The sequence below is a fragment of the Janthinobacterium sp. BJB446 genome, assembly GCF_002735655.1.
In the GTDB taxonomy this organism is placed as follows: Bacteria; Pseudomonadota; Gammaproteobacteria; order Burkholderiales; family Burkholderiaceae_D; genus Janthinobacterium; species Janthinobacterium lividum.
The window spans coordinates 2,091,975-2,107,669 of sequence record NZ_PDZK01000001.1 but is presented as its reverse complement, the minus strand read 5'-3'; the positions used below and the strand labels follow the sequence as shown (position 1 = coordinate 2,107,669).

The 15,695-nt window shown below is 63.4% G+C and carries 14 protein-coding genes; 9 read left to right on the top strand and 5 right to left on the bottom strand.

What is annotated here, in order from left to right; all coding sequences use genetic code 11:
- Nucleotides 1–10 precede the first annotated feature (10 nt).
- Genes CSQ92_RS09290 through CSQ92_RS09280 form a run of 3 tightly spaced genes read left to right on the top strand, consistent with a single transcriptional unit; the run spans nt 11 to nt 3,028 of the window.
- Complete coding sequence (locus CSQ92_RS09290) at nt 11–970, top strand: 2-hydroxyacid dehydrogenase (protein ID WP_034782942.1); 960 nt, start codon at nt 11–13, stop codon at nt 968–970.
- Nucleotides 971–997: 27 nt separating this feature from the next.
- Nucleotides 998–2,014, top strand: a complete 1,017-nt coding sequence (locus CSQ92_RS09285) for a porin (RefSeq protein ID WP_099393941.1) — start codon at nt 998–1,000, stop codon at nt 2,012–2,014.
- A gap of 12 nt (nt 2,015–2,026) precedes the next feature.
- Entirely contained in the window at nt 2,027–3,028 is a 1,002-nt protein-coding gene (locus tag CSQ92_RS09280; protein WP_099393940.1) for a Gfo/Idh/MocA family protein, read from the top strand.
- A 74-nt stretch (nt 3,029–3,102) separates the two neighbouring features.
- Here CSQ92_RS09280 and lysS read toward each other — a convergent pair whose 3' ends face one another.
- From lysS to prfB, 3 genes are all read right to left on the bottom strand, one after another.
- Nucleotides 3,103–4,632 (bottom strand): lysine--tRNA ligase, encoded by a 1,530-nt coding sequence (lysS, locus tag CSQ92_RS09275; RefSeq protein WP_099393939.1) that lies wholly within the window; start codon nt 4,630–4,632, stop codon nt 3,103–3,105.
- 18 nt (nt 4,633–4,650) lie between these two features.
- The gene (locus CSQ92_RS09270; protein WP_099393938.1) at nt 4,651–5,346 is read right to left on the bottom strand and encodes an HAD family hydrolase; all 696 of its coding nucleotides are present in this window, start codon (nt 5,344–5,346) and stop codon (nt 4,651–4,653) included.
- A gap of 2 nt (nt 5,347–5,348) precedes the next feature.
- Nucleotides 5,349–6,453 (bottom strand): peptide chain release factor 2 gene (gene prfB, locus CSQ92_RS09265; protein WP_115057524.1). Its coding sequence is split into 2 segments (ribosomal slippage): nt 5,349–6,371 and nt 6,373–6,453, totalling 1,104 coding nucleotides; the frame shifts between segments, so codons are not numbered across the junction.
- Nucleotides 6,454–6,655: 202 nt separating this feature from the next.
- On the opposite strand from prfB, the gene CSQ92_RS09255 reads away from it, so the two are divergent.
- Together CSQ92_RS09255 and CSQ92_RS09250 are read left to right on the top strand one after the other, a co-directional pair.
- Nucleotides 6,656–8,689: a bifunctional 2',3'-cyclic-nucleotide 2'-phosphodiesterase/3'-nucleotidase gene (locus CSQ92_RS09255; protein ID WP_099394645.1), complete on the top strand. Its 2,034-nt coding sequence runs from the start codon at nt 6,656–6,658 to the stop codon at nt 8,687–8,689.
- Nucleotides 8,686–9,177, top strand: a complete 492-nt coding sequence (locus tag CSQ92_RS09250) for a tetratricopeptide repeat protein (protein WP_099393937.1) — start codon at nt 8,686–8,688, stop codon at nt 9,175–9,177. Before CSQ92_RS09255 ends, CSQ92_RS09250 begins: the two co-directional genes overlap by 4 nt.
- A gap of 12 nt (nt 9,178–9,189) precedes the next feature.
- On the opposite strand, the gene CSQ92_RS09245 is transcribed toward CSQ92_RS09250, so the two are convergent.
- Together CSQ92_RS09245 and CSQ92_RS09240 are read right to left on the bottom strand one after the other, a co-directional pair.
- The gene (locus CSQ92_RS09245) at nt 9,190–9,588 is read right to left on the bottom strand and encodes a hypothetical protein (protein ID WP_070254185.1); all 399 of its coding nucleotides are present in this window, start codon (nt 9,586–9,588) and stop codon (nt 9,190–9,192) included.
- 9 nt (nt 9,589–9,597) lie between these two features.
- Nucleotides 9,598–10,473, bottom strand: a complete 876-nt coding sequence (locus CSQ92_RS09240; RefSeq protein ID WP_143450319.1) for a hypothetical protein — start codon at nt 10,471–10,473, stop codon at nt 9,598–9,600.
- Nucleotides 10,474–10,818: 345 nt separating this feature from the next.
- Here CSQ92_RS09240 and CSQ92_RS09235 point away from each other — a divergent pair, with 345 nt between their 5' ends.
- The 4 genes from CSQ92_RS09235 (at nt 10,819) to CSQ92_RS09220 (ending at nt 15,636) form a co-directional block, all read left to right on the top strand.
- Complete coding sequence (locus CSQ92_RS09235; RefSeq protein WP_070254187.1) at nt 10,819–11,976, top strand: ABC transporter substrate-binding protein; 1,158 nt, start codon at nt 10,819–10,821, stop codon at nt 11,974–11,976.
- 85 nt (nt 11,977–12,061) lie between these two features.
- Nucleotides 12,062–12,952 (top strand): branched-chain amino acid ABC transporter permease, encoded by an 891-nt coding sequence (locus CSQ92_RS09230; protein WP_034782923.1) that lies wholly within the window; start codon nt 12,062–12,064, stop codon nt 12,950–12,952.
- A gap of 7 nt (nt 12,953–12,959) precedes the next feature.
- The gene (locus CSQ92_RS09225) at nt 12,960–14,903 is read left to right on the top strand and encodes a branched-chain amino acid ABC transporter ATP-binding protein/permease (protein ID WP_070282035.1); all 1,944 of its coding nucleotides are present in this window, start codon (nt 12,960–12,962) and stop codon (nt 14,901–14,903) included.
- Between the two features lie 10 nt (nt 14,904–14,913).
- The gene (locus CSQ92_RS09220; RefSeq protein ID WP_034782920.1) at nt 14,914–15,636 is read left to right on the top strand and encodes an ABC transporter ATP-binding protein; all 723 of its coding nucleotides are present in this window, start codon (nt 14,914–14,916) and stop codon (nt 15,634–15,636) included.
- Nucleotides 15,637–15,695: the final 59 nt, after the last annotated feature.

Here is a 15,695-nt window from a genome sequence, read left to right as displayed (position 1 = left end):
GGGAAAACTCGTGAAAAAACATGTGGTTGTGTATAAAAAGCTGGCCGAGCCGCTGCTGGCGCGCTTGCGCGCCGAATGCGAGGTGACGTACTTCGAAGCGATCGATGCGGGCAACCGCGCCGCCTTCGCGGCCGCCATCCGCGGCGCGCACGGCTTGCTGGGCGCCAGCGTGCGCCTGGACCGCGAACTGCTGGACCCGGCGGAAGAGCTGCGCATCATTTCCACCATTTCCGTGGGCGTCGACCAGTTCGACGTCGATTATTTGCGCGAACGGGGCATCTTGCTGGCCAATACGCCCGACGTGCTGACGGAGACGACGGCGGACACGATCTTCGCGCTGATCCTCGCCAGCGCGCGGCGCGTCGTCGAACTGGCCGAATTCGTCAAGGCGGGACGCTGGACGCGCAGCGTGGGTGAAAGCCAGTACGGCGTCAACGTGCATGGCAAGACCATCGGCATGCTGGGCATGGGCCGCATCGGCCGCGCCGTCGCCCGCCGCGCCGCGCTCGGCTTCGGCATGCAGGTGCTGTATGTGAATGGCGAAGCGGTGCCCGAGGTGGAGGCGGCGCTGGGCGCGCGCCAGGTGGCGCTCGACGACTTGCTGGCCGGCTCCGATTTCGTCTGCGTGGTGCTGCCGCTGACGGCGCAGACGGAACGCATGATGGGCCGGCGCGAGTTCGCGCTGATGCGCCCCGGCGCCATCTTCATCAACGGTTCGCGCGGGCGCATCGTCGACGAGGCGGCGCTGATCGAGGCGCTGCAGCAGGGCGCCATCCACGGCGCCGGTCTCGACGTGTTCGAGCGCGAACCGCTGGCGCCGGACAATCCGCTGCCGGGCATGGCCAACGTGGTGGCGCTGCCGCACATCGGCTCGGCCACGCACGAAACGCGCTACGCCATGGCGCAGCAGGCCGTGGACAACCTGCTGGCAGGCTTGCGCGGCGAGCGTCCGCGCCATCTGGTGAGCTAAGCGCAGTATCCACAGACAGGGAAAGAGATGAAGAAGAAGGTAGTAGGGGCAATGATCATTGGCGCCGGCAGCGGCCTGTGTTGCGCGCAGTCGAACGTGGCCGTGTACGGCATCATGGACATGGGCGTGGTGTCCGAGAGCGGCGGCCCCGGGGGCAGGGTGCTCAAGCTGACCAGCGGCATCGCCAACGGCTCGCGGCTCGGTTTCAAGGGCAGCGAAGACCTGGGCGGCGGCATGACGGCGATGTTCACGATGGATGCGGGCATCCTGGCCGACACGGGCGCTTCGGCCCAGGGCGGCCTGCTGTTCGGGCGCCAGGCCTTCGTCGGCCTGGGCGGCGCGGCGGGCACGCTGCGGCTGGGCCGCCAGTACACCTTCATCGACAGCAGCCTGGGGGCGCTGGACCCGTTTTACCTGGGTTTTGCAGGCAGGATGAGCAATGTCTTCACGGCCGGCTACATCAGCCGGGTCGACAACAGCATCACCTACAGCTCGCCCGTGCGCGGCGGCCTTTCCGGTGAACTGGCGTACGGTTTCGGCGAAGTGCCCGGCGACGCTTCGGCTAAGCGCTACACGGGCGCGGCGGCCACCTATGCCAGCGGGCCGCTGTACGTGCGCATGGCGCACCAGGATGCCAACACCATATCCAGCGCGCTGGTGGCGGGCAGGGCGCGCAACACGGTGCTGGGCGCCACCTGGGACTTCGGCGTGGTCAAGGCGCATGGCGCCGTCGCCGTCAGCAAGAGCACGGCGGGCGCGGCCACCACGGTCGACAGCGCGGACCTGATGCTGGGCGCCACCTTGCCGGTGGGCCCGCACCGCGTCCTGTTCTCGTACGTGCGGCGCGACGACCGGCGCGCCGCCAACGGCGACGCTTCCCAGGTCGGCATCGGCTACACCTATGCGCTGTCGAAGCGCAGCACCTTGTATGCCGCCTACGCGCATATCGACAACCGCAACGGCGCCGCCTATGTGGTGGGCAATGCCACCGACAACGGCACCGGCAACCAGGCCTGGAACCTCGGCCTGCGCCACACTTTTTAACGGGAGAATCGAATGAAGAAGATCGGATGGATTTTGGTGGGCGCCAGCACCGTGGCACGCGAATGGATGGTCGACGCGATCCGCCAGCAGGGCGATGCCGAAGTGCTGGCCGTGGTCAGCAGGGACGCCGCGCGCGGCGCCGCCTTTGCCGCGCAATTCGGCATCGGCGCCAGCTACACGGACCTGGATGCGGCGCTGGCCCATCCGGGCGCGGACGCCGTGTACATCAGCACCACCAACGAGTTGCACATGGCGCAAACCTTGCAAGCAGCGCGCGCCGGCAAGCACGTGCTGTGCGAGAAGCCGCTGGCGCTGAACCTGGACGACGCCCGCCGCATGGTGGACGGCTGCGTTGAAGCGGGCGTGGTGCTGGGGATTAACCACCACCTGCGCAACGCCGCCAGCCACGGCAAGGTGCGCGAGCTGATACGCGCCGGCGAGATCGGCCAGCCCCTGTATTGCCGCGTGCTGCACGCGAACAACCTGCCGCAGCACCTGCGCGGCTGGCGCCTGGACGCGCCGGAGTCGGGCGGCGTCACGCTCGACATGTTCGTGCACGACGTCGACACCCTGCGCTTCCTGCTGGACTCGGAGCCGCGCCACGTGACGGCCTGCGCCACCAGCGGCGGCATGACGGTGGCCGGGCTGGAAGAGGGCCTGATGGCCGTCATCGAGTTCGACAACGGCACCCTGGTGCAGGTGCACGACGCGTTCAACGCGCCGCATTCGCTGTCCGGCGTGGAAATCATCGGCAGCAAGGGCACCATCTTCGCCACGGGCGTGATGACGCAGCGCCCCGTCGGCAGCATTACCCTGACGCGCGACGGCGGCAGCATCGACATCCCCGTCGAGCATGAAAACCTGTACGTGCGCTCGGTGCGCGCCTTCCAGCGCGCCATGCGCGGCGAAGGGCAGCCGGCCGCCACCGGCGACGACGGCATGCGCGCGCTGGCCACGGCATTGGCGGCGCAGCAGGCCAGCCGCAGCCACCGGCGCGTGACCCTGGCCGGCTGACGGCCGGCCGCAGACGTAAAAAAGGCCGCCTGATCGTAAAAATCAGGCGGCTTTTTATCGGCTTGCGGCCGTGATTATTCTTCGCGGCGTAAATGCGGGAACAGCAAGACGTCGCGGATGTTCGGCGAATCCGTGATGATCATCATCAGGCGGTCGATGCCGATGCCGCAGCCGCCGGCTGGCGGCATGCCGTATTCCAGCGCGCGGATGTAGTCGGCGTCGTAGAACATCGCCTCTTCATCGCCGGCGTCCTTGGCGGCCACTTGCGCCAGGAAGCGGGCCGACTGGTCTTCCGCGTCGTTCAACTCGGAGAAGCCGTTGGCGATTTCGCGGCCCACCATGAACAGCTCGAAGCGCTCGGTGATGCCGGCCACCGTGTCGGAAGCGCGCGCCAGTGGCGACACTTCGACCGGGTAGTCGATGATGTAGGTCGGTTCCCACAGCTGCGCTTCAGCCGTTTCTTCGAACAGCGCCAGTTGCAGCGCGCCCAGGCCGGCCGTGGCGAACGGCTTGACACCAAATTTCTTCAGCTCTTCCTTGATGAATTCCGCATCGTTCAACTGCTCCGGCGTGTAGCCCGGTGCGTACTTGTTGATCGCTTCGACGATGGTCAGGCGGTGGAACGGCTTGGCCAGGTCCAGCTCGCGGCCGCCATAGGTCAGGGTGGCGGTGCCGTGCGCGTCGATGGCGGCCTGGCGGATGACGGCTTCCGTGAAGTCCATCAGCCATTTGTAGTCGGTGTAGGCCGCGTAGAATTCCATCATCGTGAATTCAGGGTTGTGACGGATCGACACGCCTTCGTTGCGGAAGTTGCGGTTGATCTCGAACACGCGGTCGAAGCCGCCCACCACCAGGCGCTTCAGGTACAGCTCGGGCGCGATGCGCAGGAACATTTGCATGTCCAGTGCATTGTGGTGCGTGATGAACGGCTTTGCCGCCGCGCCGCCCGGGATCGTGTGCAGCATCGGCGTTTCCACTTCCATGAACTCGTTCTTTTCCATGAAGCGGCGGATCGACGAGATGGCGGCGGTACGCGCCTTGAAGGTGCGGCGCGTCTCTTCGTTCATGATCAGGTCGACGTAGCGCTGGCGGTACTTCGTTTCCTGGTCGGCCAGGCCGTGGAATTTGTCCGGCAGCGGGCGCAGCGACTTGGTGATCAAACGCAGTTCCGTGACCTTGATGGTCAGTTCGTCCGTCTTGGTCTTGAACAGCGTGCCCGTCACGCCCAGGATATCGCCCAGGTCATAGTGGTGCAGGGCGGCCATGGCCGCTTCGCCGGTGAGATCCAGCGTGGCGTAGATCTGGATGCGGCCGTCGGCTTTCGGGCCGGAGGCGTCCTGCAGGGTGGCGAAAGCGGCTTTCTTGCCCGCTTCGCGCTTGAGCATCATGCGGCCGGCCAGCACCACGGTGACAGGTTCGGCTTCCAGCTCTTCGCGCGTCTTGGCGCCGTATTGCGCGTGCAGATCGGCCGCCTTGTGCTCGGGGCGGAAATCGTTCGGGAAGGCGACGCCTTGTTCGCGCAGTGCTGCCAGCTTGACGCGGCGCTCGGCGATGATCTTGTTTTCATCGGGGGCGGCGGCTTGTTCTTGGATATCCGTAGTCATGGTGTTCTTCGTTGGTGATTATTGATGATGTGGTGCCAGCGCTGGCGCCACGCTGGCAAACAGTGCGTCGACGTCGAGCGAGGAGAAATCCGGCACGATGGCAATGACGTTGTCGAAGGCGGCAAACGCTTCCGCCGGCAGGGTGGTGGTGAGTACCACGACCCGCATGCCGGCACGGCGCGCCGCTTCCACGCCCAGGGGCGCGTCTTCAAAAACGATGCAGTTGTGCGGCAGCGCGCCGGCCAGCAGCGCGCCTTTCAGGAAAACGTCCGGGTGCGGCTTGCCCCGTTCCACGTCGGCGGCGCCGACGATGGCGTCGAAGCGGTGGCGCAGGTCCAGGCCGTCGAGCGTGAACGCGATGTTCTCGTCCGGCGCGGCCGTGCCCACCACCAGTCCCACGCCAGCCTGGCGCGCGCTGGCGATCAGCCGGTCGAAGCCAAGCACCGTGGCCAGGTGCGGGCCATACAGTTCGCGGTAGACGACTTCCTTTTCAGCCAGCAGGGTGACGTGGTCGGCTTCCTCGCCCAGGTACTTGGCGATGATTTCGTGTCCCTGCCGTCCTGCCGTGTCGCGGAAAAAGGCGTCCGCGTCCAGCGCATGGCCGTGGCGTTCAAAGAACGCCAGCCACGATGTCGTGTGGAAGGCCATGTTATCGACAATCGTGCCATCCATGTCGAACAGGAAGGCGCGCTGCGCCGGAGCGGATGCGTTCATCCTTATACGCCTTGCTTGAGCGAGGCGGAAATGAAGTCGTCGATGTCGCCATCGAGCACGCCCTTGGTATTGCCCGTCTCGAAACCGGTGCGCAAGTCCTTGATGCGGGACTGGTCCAGCACGTAGGAGCGGATCTGGTGACCCCAGCCCACGTCCGTCTTCGAATCTTCCAGCTTTTGCTGCTCGCTCATGCGCTTGCGCAGTTCATGCTCGTACAGTTTCGCTTTCAGCATTTCCATCGCTTCGGCGCGGTTGCGGTGCTGCGAACGGTCGTTCTGGCACTGCACCACGATGCCGGTCGGCGCATGGGTCATGCGGACGGCGGAGTCGGTCTTGTTGATGTGCTGACCACCGGCGCCCGACGCGCGGTAGGTATCGACGCGGATATCGGCCGGGTTGACGTCGATCTCGATCGAATCATCGACTTCCGGATACACGAACAGCGACGTAAACGAGGTGTGGCGGCCGTTGGCCGAGTCGAATGGCGACTTGCGCACCAGGCGGTGCACGCCCGTTTCCGTGCGCAGGAAACCATAGGCGTGATCGCCCTCGACCTTCAGGGTGGCCGTCTTGATGCCGGCGACCTCGCCGTCGGACTGCTCCAGGATTTCGACCTTGAAGCCCTTGCGTTCGCAATAGCGCAGGTACTGGCGCAGCAGCATCGAAGCCCAGTCCTGGGCTTCCGTGCCGCCGGCACCAGCCTGGATGTCGATGAAGCAGTTGTTCGGGTCCATCGGATTGTTGAACATCCGGCGGAATTCCATGCTTTCGATGACCTTGCGGATTTCCTGCACGTCCTGCTCGATCGCTTCGAGCGTGTCGTCGTCGCCTTCTTCGCGGGCCATGTCGAACAGGTCGCGGGTGTCGCGCAGGTCGGCATCGGCCTTGGCCAGGGTGAAGACGATGGCTTCCAGCGCCTTCTTCTCTTTACCAAGGTCCTGGGCGCGCTTCGGATCGTTCCAGACGGTTGGGTCTTCCAGTTCTTCGTTGACTTGCTCTAGTTTCTCCGACTTGACAGTGAAGTCAAAGATACCTCCGAAGTTCGGCTTCGCGGACCGTCAGGTCGTTGAGCAGGGCGGAGATGATATTGATGCGTTCGGCTTCCATAATGTTCTGGTCTTCTATGGTGAAATCAAACCCTGAATTATACGCGAGCGCGGCGCGTTTCCGCTGCCGCCGCGGCGCAATTGCTGCCGCACGGGGCAATAAAATGACGATTTTGCTGTATTTGCGACAATATTTTTGCCTTGATGATGGCTACCGTGCTGCGTATGATGCTGGCGATATTGTCTTTCCACAGGAATACATCATGCTTCAATCTCCCCGTCTCGCCCTGTTACCGCTGCTGCTGGCCGGCTGCGGCGCCTTGCCGCCCGCCGCCCACGGACCCGCCCAGCCGCTGGCCGCCGCGCCCGCGGGCAGCAGCGCCACCCTGGCCCTGCTGGAGACGACGGACTTGCACGCGAATGTGCTCAGTTATGACTACTACAAGCTGCAGGCGGAACCGTCGATCGGCCTGGAACGCACGGCGGCGCTGATCGCCCAGGCGCGCGCGCAGTTCCCGAACAATCTTTTGCTCGACAACGGCGACACCATCCAGGGCACGGCCCTGGCCGACTACCAGGCGCTCGTGAAACCGCTGGCCTGCGACCAGACCCTGGCCATCTACAAGGCCATGAATCTGCTGAAGGTCGATGGCGGCGGCATCGGCAACCACGAATTCAACTACGGCCTGGCGTTCCTGAACCAGGTGACGGGCAATCAATTCGACGTCGACAGCGTCGATGCCGGCAAGCCGCGCTGCGCCGGCCCCGCGTTCCCGCAAGTGCTGGCCAACGTCTACAGCGTCAAGACGGGCAAGCCCCTGTTTGCGCCATATCACATCATCGACAAGCAGATCACGGCGACAGGCCCCGATGGCAAGGCCGTGACGAGCATCGTAAGGGTCGGCATCATCAGCTTTGCGCCGCCCACCATCATGGCCTGGGACAAGCGCTGGCTCGAAGGGCGCGTCTACACGCAGGGCGTGCGCGAGACGGCGGAAAAATTCATTCCCGAGATGCGCGCCAAGGGCGCCGAGCTGGTGGTGGCCATTTCGCACGGCGGCTTGGATAGCAGCCCGTATTCGCCGACCATGGAAAACGGCAATTACTACCTGTCGCAAGTGCCGGGCGTGGACGCCATGCTGATCGGCCACTCGCACCAGCTGTTCCCGAACGCGGCCAGCACGGTGCCGCAGTTCAATCTGCCCGGCGTCGACAAGGTCAAGGGCCTGGTCAATGGCGTGCCCACCGTGATGGCCAATTTGTGGGGCAAGCACCTGGGCGTGATCGGTTTGCGCCTGCGCCACGACGGCAAGCAGTGGGTCGTCGACAAGAGCGCCACCACGGTGGAAGCGCGCGGCATCCAGAACGGGGACAAGAGCTACGTCCAGGCCGATCCTGCCATCGCCAGGCTGGTGGCGGAAGAGCACGCGGCGACGATTGCCTACGTGCAGACGCCCGTCGGCGCCACGGACTTCCGCATGTCGACGTATTTTGCCGACGTGGGCGACGTCAGCGCCATCGAAGTGGTGAACCAGGCGCAGGCGGGCTATCTGGCCGCCTACGTCAAGGCGAACTTGCCGCAGTATGCCAACCTGCCGGTGCTGTCGATGTCGTCCCCGTTCAAGAGCGGCTCGGCCGGCGTGTCCGACTACACGGACGTCAAGGCGGGCAATGTGGCGCTGAACAACGCGGCCGACCTGTATTTGTATCCGAACGCGCTGTACGGCGTGAAGATGAATGGCGCGGAGCTGAAAGCCTGGCTGGAACAGTCGGCGCAGCGCTTCAACACCATCGATCCGAACAAGCTGGAAGCGCAGGAACTGGTCAACACGGCCCATCCGAGCTACAACTTCGACGCCATCACCAGCGCTGACGTGCGCTACCAGATCGACGTCACGCAGCCGCCGGGCCGTCGCATCCAGGGCCTGACGTACCAGGGCAAGCCGGTGGACGCGGGCCAGGAATTTTTGATTGCGACGAATAACTACCGCGCCAGCGGTGGCGGCAATTTCCCTGGCCTCGACGGCAGCAAGACGGTGGTGGCCTCGCCCGACAACAACCGCGAACTGCTGATTGCCTATGTCACGCAGCAGAAAAACCTGACGCGCGCGAAAAACGGCTCGGCGCGCAGCTGGCGCTTTGCCAAGGTTGCCACGAAGGGCCCGGTGGTCTTTCATTCGGCGCCGAACGTGATCGAGCTGGCGAAAGCGGCGGGCATCGATAACGTCACGCAGCTGAAGCCTGATGATGGTGCGGGCAAGGGCTTTGCGCTGTACCAGCTCGACCTGTCGAAATGATGCTGGCAAACCTGCTGCTGGCCGCCGCGCTGGCGTCCCCCGCGGCAGCTACGGCGCCCGATGCCACGGCACAGGCCAAGGTCTTGATGCGGGCGAGCGAGGCGACTCAGCCGCAGGCGCGCGCCCTGTTCGAACAGGCGGCGGGGCAGGGCAGCGGTCCTGCCGCGTACTACCTGGGCTTGATGCACAAGAACGGCATGGGCGGCCCGCAAGACAGTGCCGCCGCGCTGCGCTGGCTGGAACTGGCTGCGCAACGCGGCGTGGCGCCGGCCATGTTCATCGTGGCGAACCTGCTGCAGGACAGCGACGAAGCTACGGCGCGCTACTGGCTCGACGCTGCCTGCGACCTCGAATACCCGGAAGCGCTGCAGCAGAAGTCCGTCGCCCTGGCGGAGGGCCGCATGGGTTATGCGCACAATGAGGAGCAGTCCTTCCTGTACCTTAAGATGGCGACGCACGCGATGGGGCACAGGGCGGAAGAGCCGTGATTGTCCGCCAGGTCAGGCCCGCAGGCTATTCGCAGCCTCGGCAATGGCCAGCGGGTTGCGCGACAGCAGGGCGGCAGCCAAGTCCAGCAGGCCTGCCGCTGCCTTGATGGCCGCATGCGTGTGCCCGATGTCGGCCACGGTTTTCCTGCCTTGGTCGATGGCCGTGTTCACATTGGCCAATGCCTGCTGCGCACCCTGGTTGATCAGGTAGATGCCGTGGGCGCGGAAAAAAGACACCATCTGATCCAGGTGGCTTTCATATTGTTTGAGATCATGCAGCACGGCTGACGGTGTTGGCGGCGTGCGGTCGGTCAGCGCGATGCGCAGCTCCAGTACCTGGTTCGAGGCCTGTGCCAGCTTGTCGGCGATTTCCGTGGTTTGTTTTTCATCGAGTGCGATAGCGTTGCCCATGTCCGGCTCCTACCAAGGGGATGGTGAATAATTGGCGGCCTGCTTTTGCAGGGTATCGACTTGCCTGGCAAAAGTGTCCAGTTGACGCTCCACTGCCGGGTCTTGCATGGACTTGGCGCGCAAGGTGCTGAGACTGTTTTGCAATTCGGTCATGGCGGCAAGATAGGCCTCGATGACCTTGCCACGCTCCTGCAATTGCCGCCCATCCAGGTAGAGCTTGGCCTTCAGATAGTTGCTGGTCACGGGTTCCCTGCCGGCGGCGTTGTCGAGCGAGCGATTCAGGGATGCCAGCGTCAGGCTCTCGTCGTGCAGATTGGCCTGGTAGTTTTGCTGCGCATATTTTTTCAGCGCATTGCTGATGATATAAATATCGTCCTCGCGCGCCAGCAGTTCGTTGATTCCCGACTGCTGTCTTTGCTGCGTGACGATCTGGCTGATCAGTACGCTCAGGCGCGTGACCTTGTCCAGCTGGTCGGCGTCGAGTACTGGCGCCATGCCGCCCGACCGCTGCAAGGCGCCCAGCGAACCGCCAAGGGCGCCGATCTCATCCTTGTAGTTCGCCAGCTTGTCGTTGGCCAGCGCGGCAAGTACTTCCGCGTAGCGCTTCAATACATCGTTCAGTTCGGCTGTACCCGCCAATTGCGCCGCATAGTCCTTGCAGCGCCGGAGCAGGTCCTGTTCCGTTTCCTGCGCAACGTAGGGGCGGTCGGTGATGATGCTGTTGCGCCGTACATTATTGGTGCAACTGCTCATGGAGTACGTCAGCATGGGTTTGAATACTTCCGTGATCGCCACCGTCTGTCCCGCGAACTTGTCGACCGGCGTGAAGTTCTTGCAGGCGCTACTCATGCCGGCGATCAGCAGGCAGGCGCAGATGCTTGTCATGGGCTGGCGCATAGGGTCTCCATGGTAGGGAAGGGATTGCCGCCATGGCCGGTTGACCCTGGTTCAATGACCATATCACCATTGCATGGCCATACTTTTGACGCAGGTCAGACATATGCACCGTGTGTCAAGGTGTAGCACCTGTGTCAATTTGCGTCATATTTTCCTTACAAAAGACTGACAACAGGCCTGCAATTGCGGCTTTTCCGCATGTTGCGACGCGTCATATGTAGTTGTTGCTGGTGCATGTTTACTCACCTACAATGATTTATCGATGGGGCGGTTATCCAGCGTACGACTATAAAAATAAGTGGCATTAAAAACGTTGTATCAGAGGAGATGACAATGAATTTGAAACAGAAATTGCTCGTGGCAAGTTTGGTTTTGGGTTTCTCGCAGGCGGCAGTCGCAGCCGACCCCATCAAGATCGGCGTGTCCGGTCCGTTCACGGGCGGTTCCGCGCCGATGGGCGTGTCGATGCGCGACGGCGTCAAGCTGGCTGTTGCTGAGATCAATGCCAAGGGCGGCGTACTGGGCCGTTCCCTGCTGCTGATCGAGCGCGATGACGAAGCGAAGAATGAACGCGGCGTGCAGATCGCGCAGGAACTCATCAACAAGGAAAAGGTCGCCGCCACCGTCGGCTATATCAACACGGGCGTGGCCCTGGCTTCGCAGCGCTTCTACCAGGAAGCGAAAATTCCCGTCATGAACAATGTGGCGACGGGCTCCATCGTCACCAAACAGTTCGCCGACCAGCCGGAAAACTACATTTTCCGCAATGCGGCCAATGACACCATCCAGTCCGGCATGATCGTGCATGAGGCGGTCGAGAACCGCAAGTTCAAGAAAGTGGCGATCCTGGCCGACTCCACCAACTATGGCCAGCTGGGCCGCGAAGACCTGGAAAAGGCACTCGACAAGAAGGGTATCAAGCCCGTCGTTGTGGAAAAATACAACATCAAGGACGTCGACATGACGGCCCAGCTGCTGAAAGCCAAGCAGGCGGGCGCGGAAGTCGTGCTGACCTACGGCATCGGTCCGGAACTGGCGCAGATCGCCAACGGCATGGAAAAACTGGGCTGGAAAGTGCCGCTGATCGGCAGCTGGACCCTGGCCATGGGTAACTTCATCGACAACGCGGGCAAGAACGGCAATGGCACGCGCATGCCACAAACCTTCATCCAGGATGCCAGCACGCCGAAGCGCAAGGCCTTCATCGATGCCTACGTGGCCGCCTACAAGCCATCGGGCGGACGCATGCCGTCGGCTGTCTCGGCCGCGCAAGGCTACGATTCCATCTACCTGCTGGCCGCGGCCTTCAAGCAGGCCGGCGGCACGGATGGTCCGAAAGTACGCGCCGCGCTGGAAAACCTGAATGAAAAAGTGGAAGGCGCCGTCACCACCTACAACAAGCCGTTCAGCAAAACCAACCATGAGGCGATCACGGCCGACCTGACAGTCTTCGGTGAAGTCAAGGACGGCAAAGTCGTCCTCGCGAAATAAGCCTGGCAGACATTCGCCGCGCAGTGGCCAGCCTTGAGGAATCAGGACTGGCCATTTTTTCATCTTTCGTCTTCCGGGGAATACCATGGAAATCTTCCTGCAGCTCGTCTTCAGCGGCATCGCGCTGGGCATGATCTATGCCGTCATCGCCTTCGGCTACCAGCTGACCTTTGCCACTTCCGGCACCCTCAATTTCGGCCAGGGCGAATCCCTGATGCTGGGCGCGCTCGTGGGCCTCTCCCTGGTGGGCACCATCCACGGCGGCCCTTACATGAGCTATCTGTTGATGATCCCCATCGTCATCGTCTTCGGCGCCTTGCAGGGCGTGTTTGTCGAATGGATAGGCGTGCGGCCCGCCATCAAGATCAAGTCCGAATTCGGCTGGATCATGTCGACCATCGCGCTGGCCATCATCTTCAAGAATGTGGCGGAAAATATCTGGGGCAAGGATGACCTGATGTTCCCGTCGCCGCTATCGGCCGCGCCGTTCCAGGTGTTTGGCGCCAACGTGCAGCAGATGCAGGTGGCCGTCATCGTCGGCGCGCTGGCGATCATGCTGGCCGTCGAAGTGTTCAACCGCAAATCGATCTACGGCAAGGCCGTCGTGGCGACGGCCAACGACCGCGACGCGGCCGGCCTGATGGGCATCAACACGGGCATGGTCATCACGTTTTCCTACGCGCTGTCGTCGGCCACGGCCGCCTTTGCCGGCGTGCTGGTGGCGCCGCTGACACTGACGGGGGCCACCATGGGCGCGTCGCTGGGCTTGAAAGCCTTTGCCGTGGCCATCATCGGCGGCCTGACGTCGGGCGTGGGCGCCATCGTCGGCGGGCTGATACTGGGCATCGCCGAGACCACCACCGGCTATTACATCTCCACCGGCTACAAGGAAGTGCCCGGCCTGCTGCTCCTGCTGCTGGTACTGGCCATCAAGCCGTCCGGCCTGTTCGGCAAAGCCGCGATCAAGAAAGTCTGAGGACGACATGAACAAGAAAATCACCATGCTGGCATTGAGCGCGGCGGGCCTGGCCGTGCTCGCGCTATTCCCCATCGTCATTCCGAACCCATATTACATCCACCTGGCCGAGACCATCCTGATCTACGCCATCCTGCTGTTCGGCCTCGATATCGTCGTCGGCTACACGGGGCAGGTGTCGCTGGGCCATGCGGGCCTGTTCGGCATCGGTTCGTACGTCACGGGCGTGCTGGTGTTCAAGCTGGGCGTGTCGTTCTGGCTGGCCATCCCCGCCAGCATCCTTGGCGCGGCCGTGTTTGGCGCCATCCTGGCCTTGCCGGCCCTGCGCGTGACGGGGCCCTACCTGGCCATGGTGACCCTGGCCTTCGGCACCATCGTGCAAATCCTGATCAATGAAATGAGCTTCCTGACGGAAGGGCCGATGGGCATCAAGATCCACAAGCCCGTCCTGTTCGGCCACAAACTGACAGAAGTGGAGTACTACTACATGGTCGCCGCGCTGCTGGTGATCTCGCTGGTGGTGGTGCACCGTATCCTGAAATCAAACCTGGGCCGCGCGTTCGAAGCCTTGCGCGACAGCCCCATCGCCTCGGACTGCATGGGCGTCTCCGTGTACCGCTACAAGGTATATGCCTTCGTCATCAGCGCCGGTTTCGCGGGCCTGGCCGGCAGCCTGTACGCGTATTCGGAAGAATACATCTCGCCCAATACCTACAACTTCGAGCTGACGATTTTGTTCCTGCTGGCCGTCATCATGGGCGGGCGCAAGACGCGCTCGGGAGCCCTGATCGGCGCCCTGATCGTCGTCATGCTGCCCAGCCTGCTGTCGGACATCGAGCTGTTCCGCAAGATCGCCGTGGCCGCCGCCGTGCTGGGCGTGATCGGTTCCGCCTTCATGCTGGCGAAAAAGCGCTCCACCGTGCGCGGCGTGCTCGTGCCTTTGGTCGCCACCATCGGCCTGGCCGCATATTCGTACAAGCTGGAAAACATGGTCGACTGGCGTTTGACCATCTTCGGCCTGATGACCTTGTTTGTCGTGTACTACCTGCAGGACGGCATCGTCGGCTTCCTGATGAGCTTTATCGGCAAGGGCCGGCGCCATGTGCAAGCCGTCGCTTCGCACGGCGTGGCGCCGTTTGACCACGCCCAGGGCGGGCAGCAGGGCGCGACCCTGCTGCGCGTGGACCAGGCCCTGATGCAGTTCGGCGGCCTGAAAGCGCTGAACCAGGTGGACTTGAACGTCACGCAAGGTTCCGTGCACGGCTTGATCGGGCCGAACGGCTCGGGCAAGAGCACGATGATGAACGTGCTGACGGGGATCTACAAGCCGACGGCGGGCAGGGTGGAATTTGCCGGCGCCGTGATCTCCGGCCGCACGCCGTCCGAGATCGCCTTGGGCGGTGTGGCGCGCACCTTCCAGAACGTGCAGCTGTTTGGCGAGATGACGGCCACCGAGAACGTGCTGGTGGGCTTGCACAACACGTTCAAATCGAACGTGCTGGACGTGATGCTGCATACGCCCCGCTACAAGCGCGAAGAGACGGCGGCGCGCGAGCGGGCCGCCAGCATCCTCGAGTTCGTGGGCCTGGCGGACCTGGCCAACGAAGAGGCGCGCAATCTGCCGTATGGCAAGCAGCGGCTGCTGGAAATCGGCCGCGCGCTGGGCCTCAATCCGCGTCTGCTGCTGCTCGACGAGCCGGCGGCGGGCCTGACGGCGCCCGACATCAAGGAGCTGATGGCCATCATCCGCAAGATCCGCGAGCACGGCATCACTATCATCCTGATCGAGCATCACATGGATGTGGTGATGGCCCTGTCGGACGTGGTGACGGTGCTGGACTTCGGCCAGAAGATCGCCGAAGGCGCGCCCGCGCTTGTCCAGAGCGATCCGAAAGTGATCGAAGCCTATTTGGGCGGCAGCGCCGAAACCCTGGCGCCAGCGGCGCACTGAGAGGAAGACCATGCTGACCATTAACAATCTGCACGCCGCCTACGGCAAAGTCGAAGTCCTGCACGGCATTTCGCTCGACGTCCCGAAGGGCAAGCTGGTGACCCTGATCGGCTCGAACGGGGCCGGCAAGACCACCACCATGCGCGCCATTTCCGGCATGCTGAAACCGAAATCCGGCACCGTCACCCTGGGCGGCAAGGATGTCACGGGCCTCGATTCGCACCGCATCGCCCGTGCCGGACTGGCCCATTCGCCGGAAGGCCGGCGCGTGTTCGCTTCCATGTCGGTGACGGATAACCTGCTGCTGGGCGCCTTCCCCCGCTTTACGCGCTCGCGCCCGAAAGGCGACATCAAGGGCGACCTGGACAAGGCGCTGGAACTGTTCCCCCGCCTGAAGGAGCGGCGCGACCAGCTGGCCGGCACCTTGTCGGGCGGCGAGCAGCAGATGCTGGCCATGGCCCGCGCCGTGATGCTGAATCCGGAAGTGATCCTGCTGGACGAGCCGTCGATGGGCCTGGCGCCGATTTTGGTGGAAGAAGTCTTCCGCATCATCACGCGCTTGAAGGCGGAAGGCGTGACCATGCTGCTGGTCGAGCAATTCGCTGCCGCCGCCCTGAACGTGGCCGATTACGGCTACGTGCTGGAAAACGGCAGCATTTCCGTGCATGGGCCGGCGGAAAGCCTTAAAAATGATCCGAAGGTGATTGCGGCTTACCTGGGCGGCGGGCACTGACACGGGCTGGCGCATTATCAAACTTATCACGCTGCGCCCGATGCCCGAGCGCAGCGTGC

Excerpts from the sequence above, each read along its gene's own strand:
- CSQ92_RS09225 (WP_070282035.1), top strand. The coding sequence starts at position 12,960 with ATGAACAAGAAAATCACCATGCTGGCATTGAGCGCGGCGGGCCTGGCC.
- CSQ92_RS09285 (WP_099393941.1), top strand. The coding sequence starts at position 998 with ATGAAGAAGAAGGTAGTAGGGGCAATGATCATTGGCGCCGGCAGCGGC.
- lysS (WP_099393939.1), bottom strand. The coding sequence starts at position 4,632 with ATGACTACGGATATCCAAGAACAAGCCGCCGCCCCCGATGAAAACAAG.
- CSQ92_RS09250 (WP_099393937.1), top strand. The coding sequence starts at position 8,686 with ATGATGCTGGCAAACCTGCTGCTGGCCGCCGCGCTGGCGTCCCCCGCG.
- CSQ92_RS09235 (WP_070254187.1), top strand. The coding sequence starts at position 10,819 with ATGAATTTGAAACAGAAATTGCTCGTGGCAAGTTTGGTTTTGGGTTTC.
- CSQ92_RS09230 (WP_034782923.1), top strand. The coding sequence starts at position 12,062 with ATGGAAATCTTCCTGCAGCTCGTCTTCAGCGGCATCGCGCTGGGCATG.
- CSQ92_RS09240 (WP_143450319.1), bottom strand. The coding sequence starts at position 10,473 with ATGACAAGCATCTGCGCCTGCCTGCTGATCGCCGGCATGAGTAGCGCC.
- CSQ92_RS09280 (WP_099393940.1), top strand. The coding sequence starts at position 2,027 with ATGAAGAAGATCGGATGGATTTTGGTGGGCGCCAGCACCGTGGCACGC.
- CSQ92_RS09255 (WP_099394645.1), top strand. The coding sequence starts at position 6,656 with ATGCTTCAATCTCCCCGTCTCGCCCTGTTACCGCTGCTGCTGGCCGGC.
- CSQ92_RS09220 (WP_034782920.1), top strand. The coding sequence starts at position 14,914 with ATGCTGACCATTAACAATCTGCACGCCGCCTACGGCAAAGTCGAAGTC.
- CSQ92_RS09270 (WP_099393938.1), bottom strand. The coding sequence starts at position 5,346 with ATGAACGCATCCGCTCCGGCGCAGCGCGCCTTCCTGTTCGACATGGAT.
- CSQ92_RS09245 (WP_070254185.1), bottom strand. The coding sequence starts at position 9,588 with ATGGGCAACGCTATCGCACTCGATGAAAAACAAACCACGGAAATCGCC.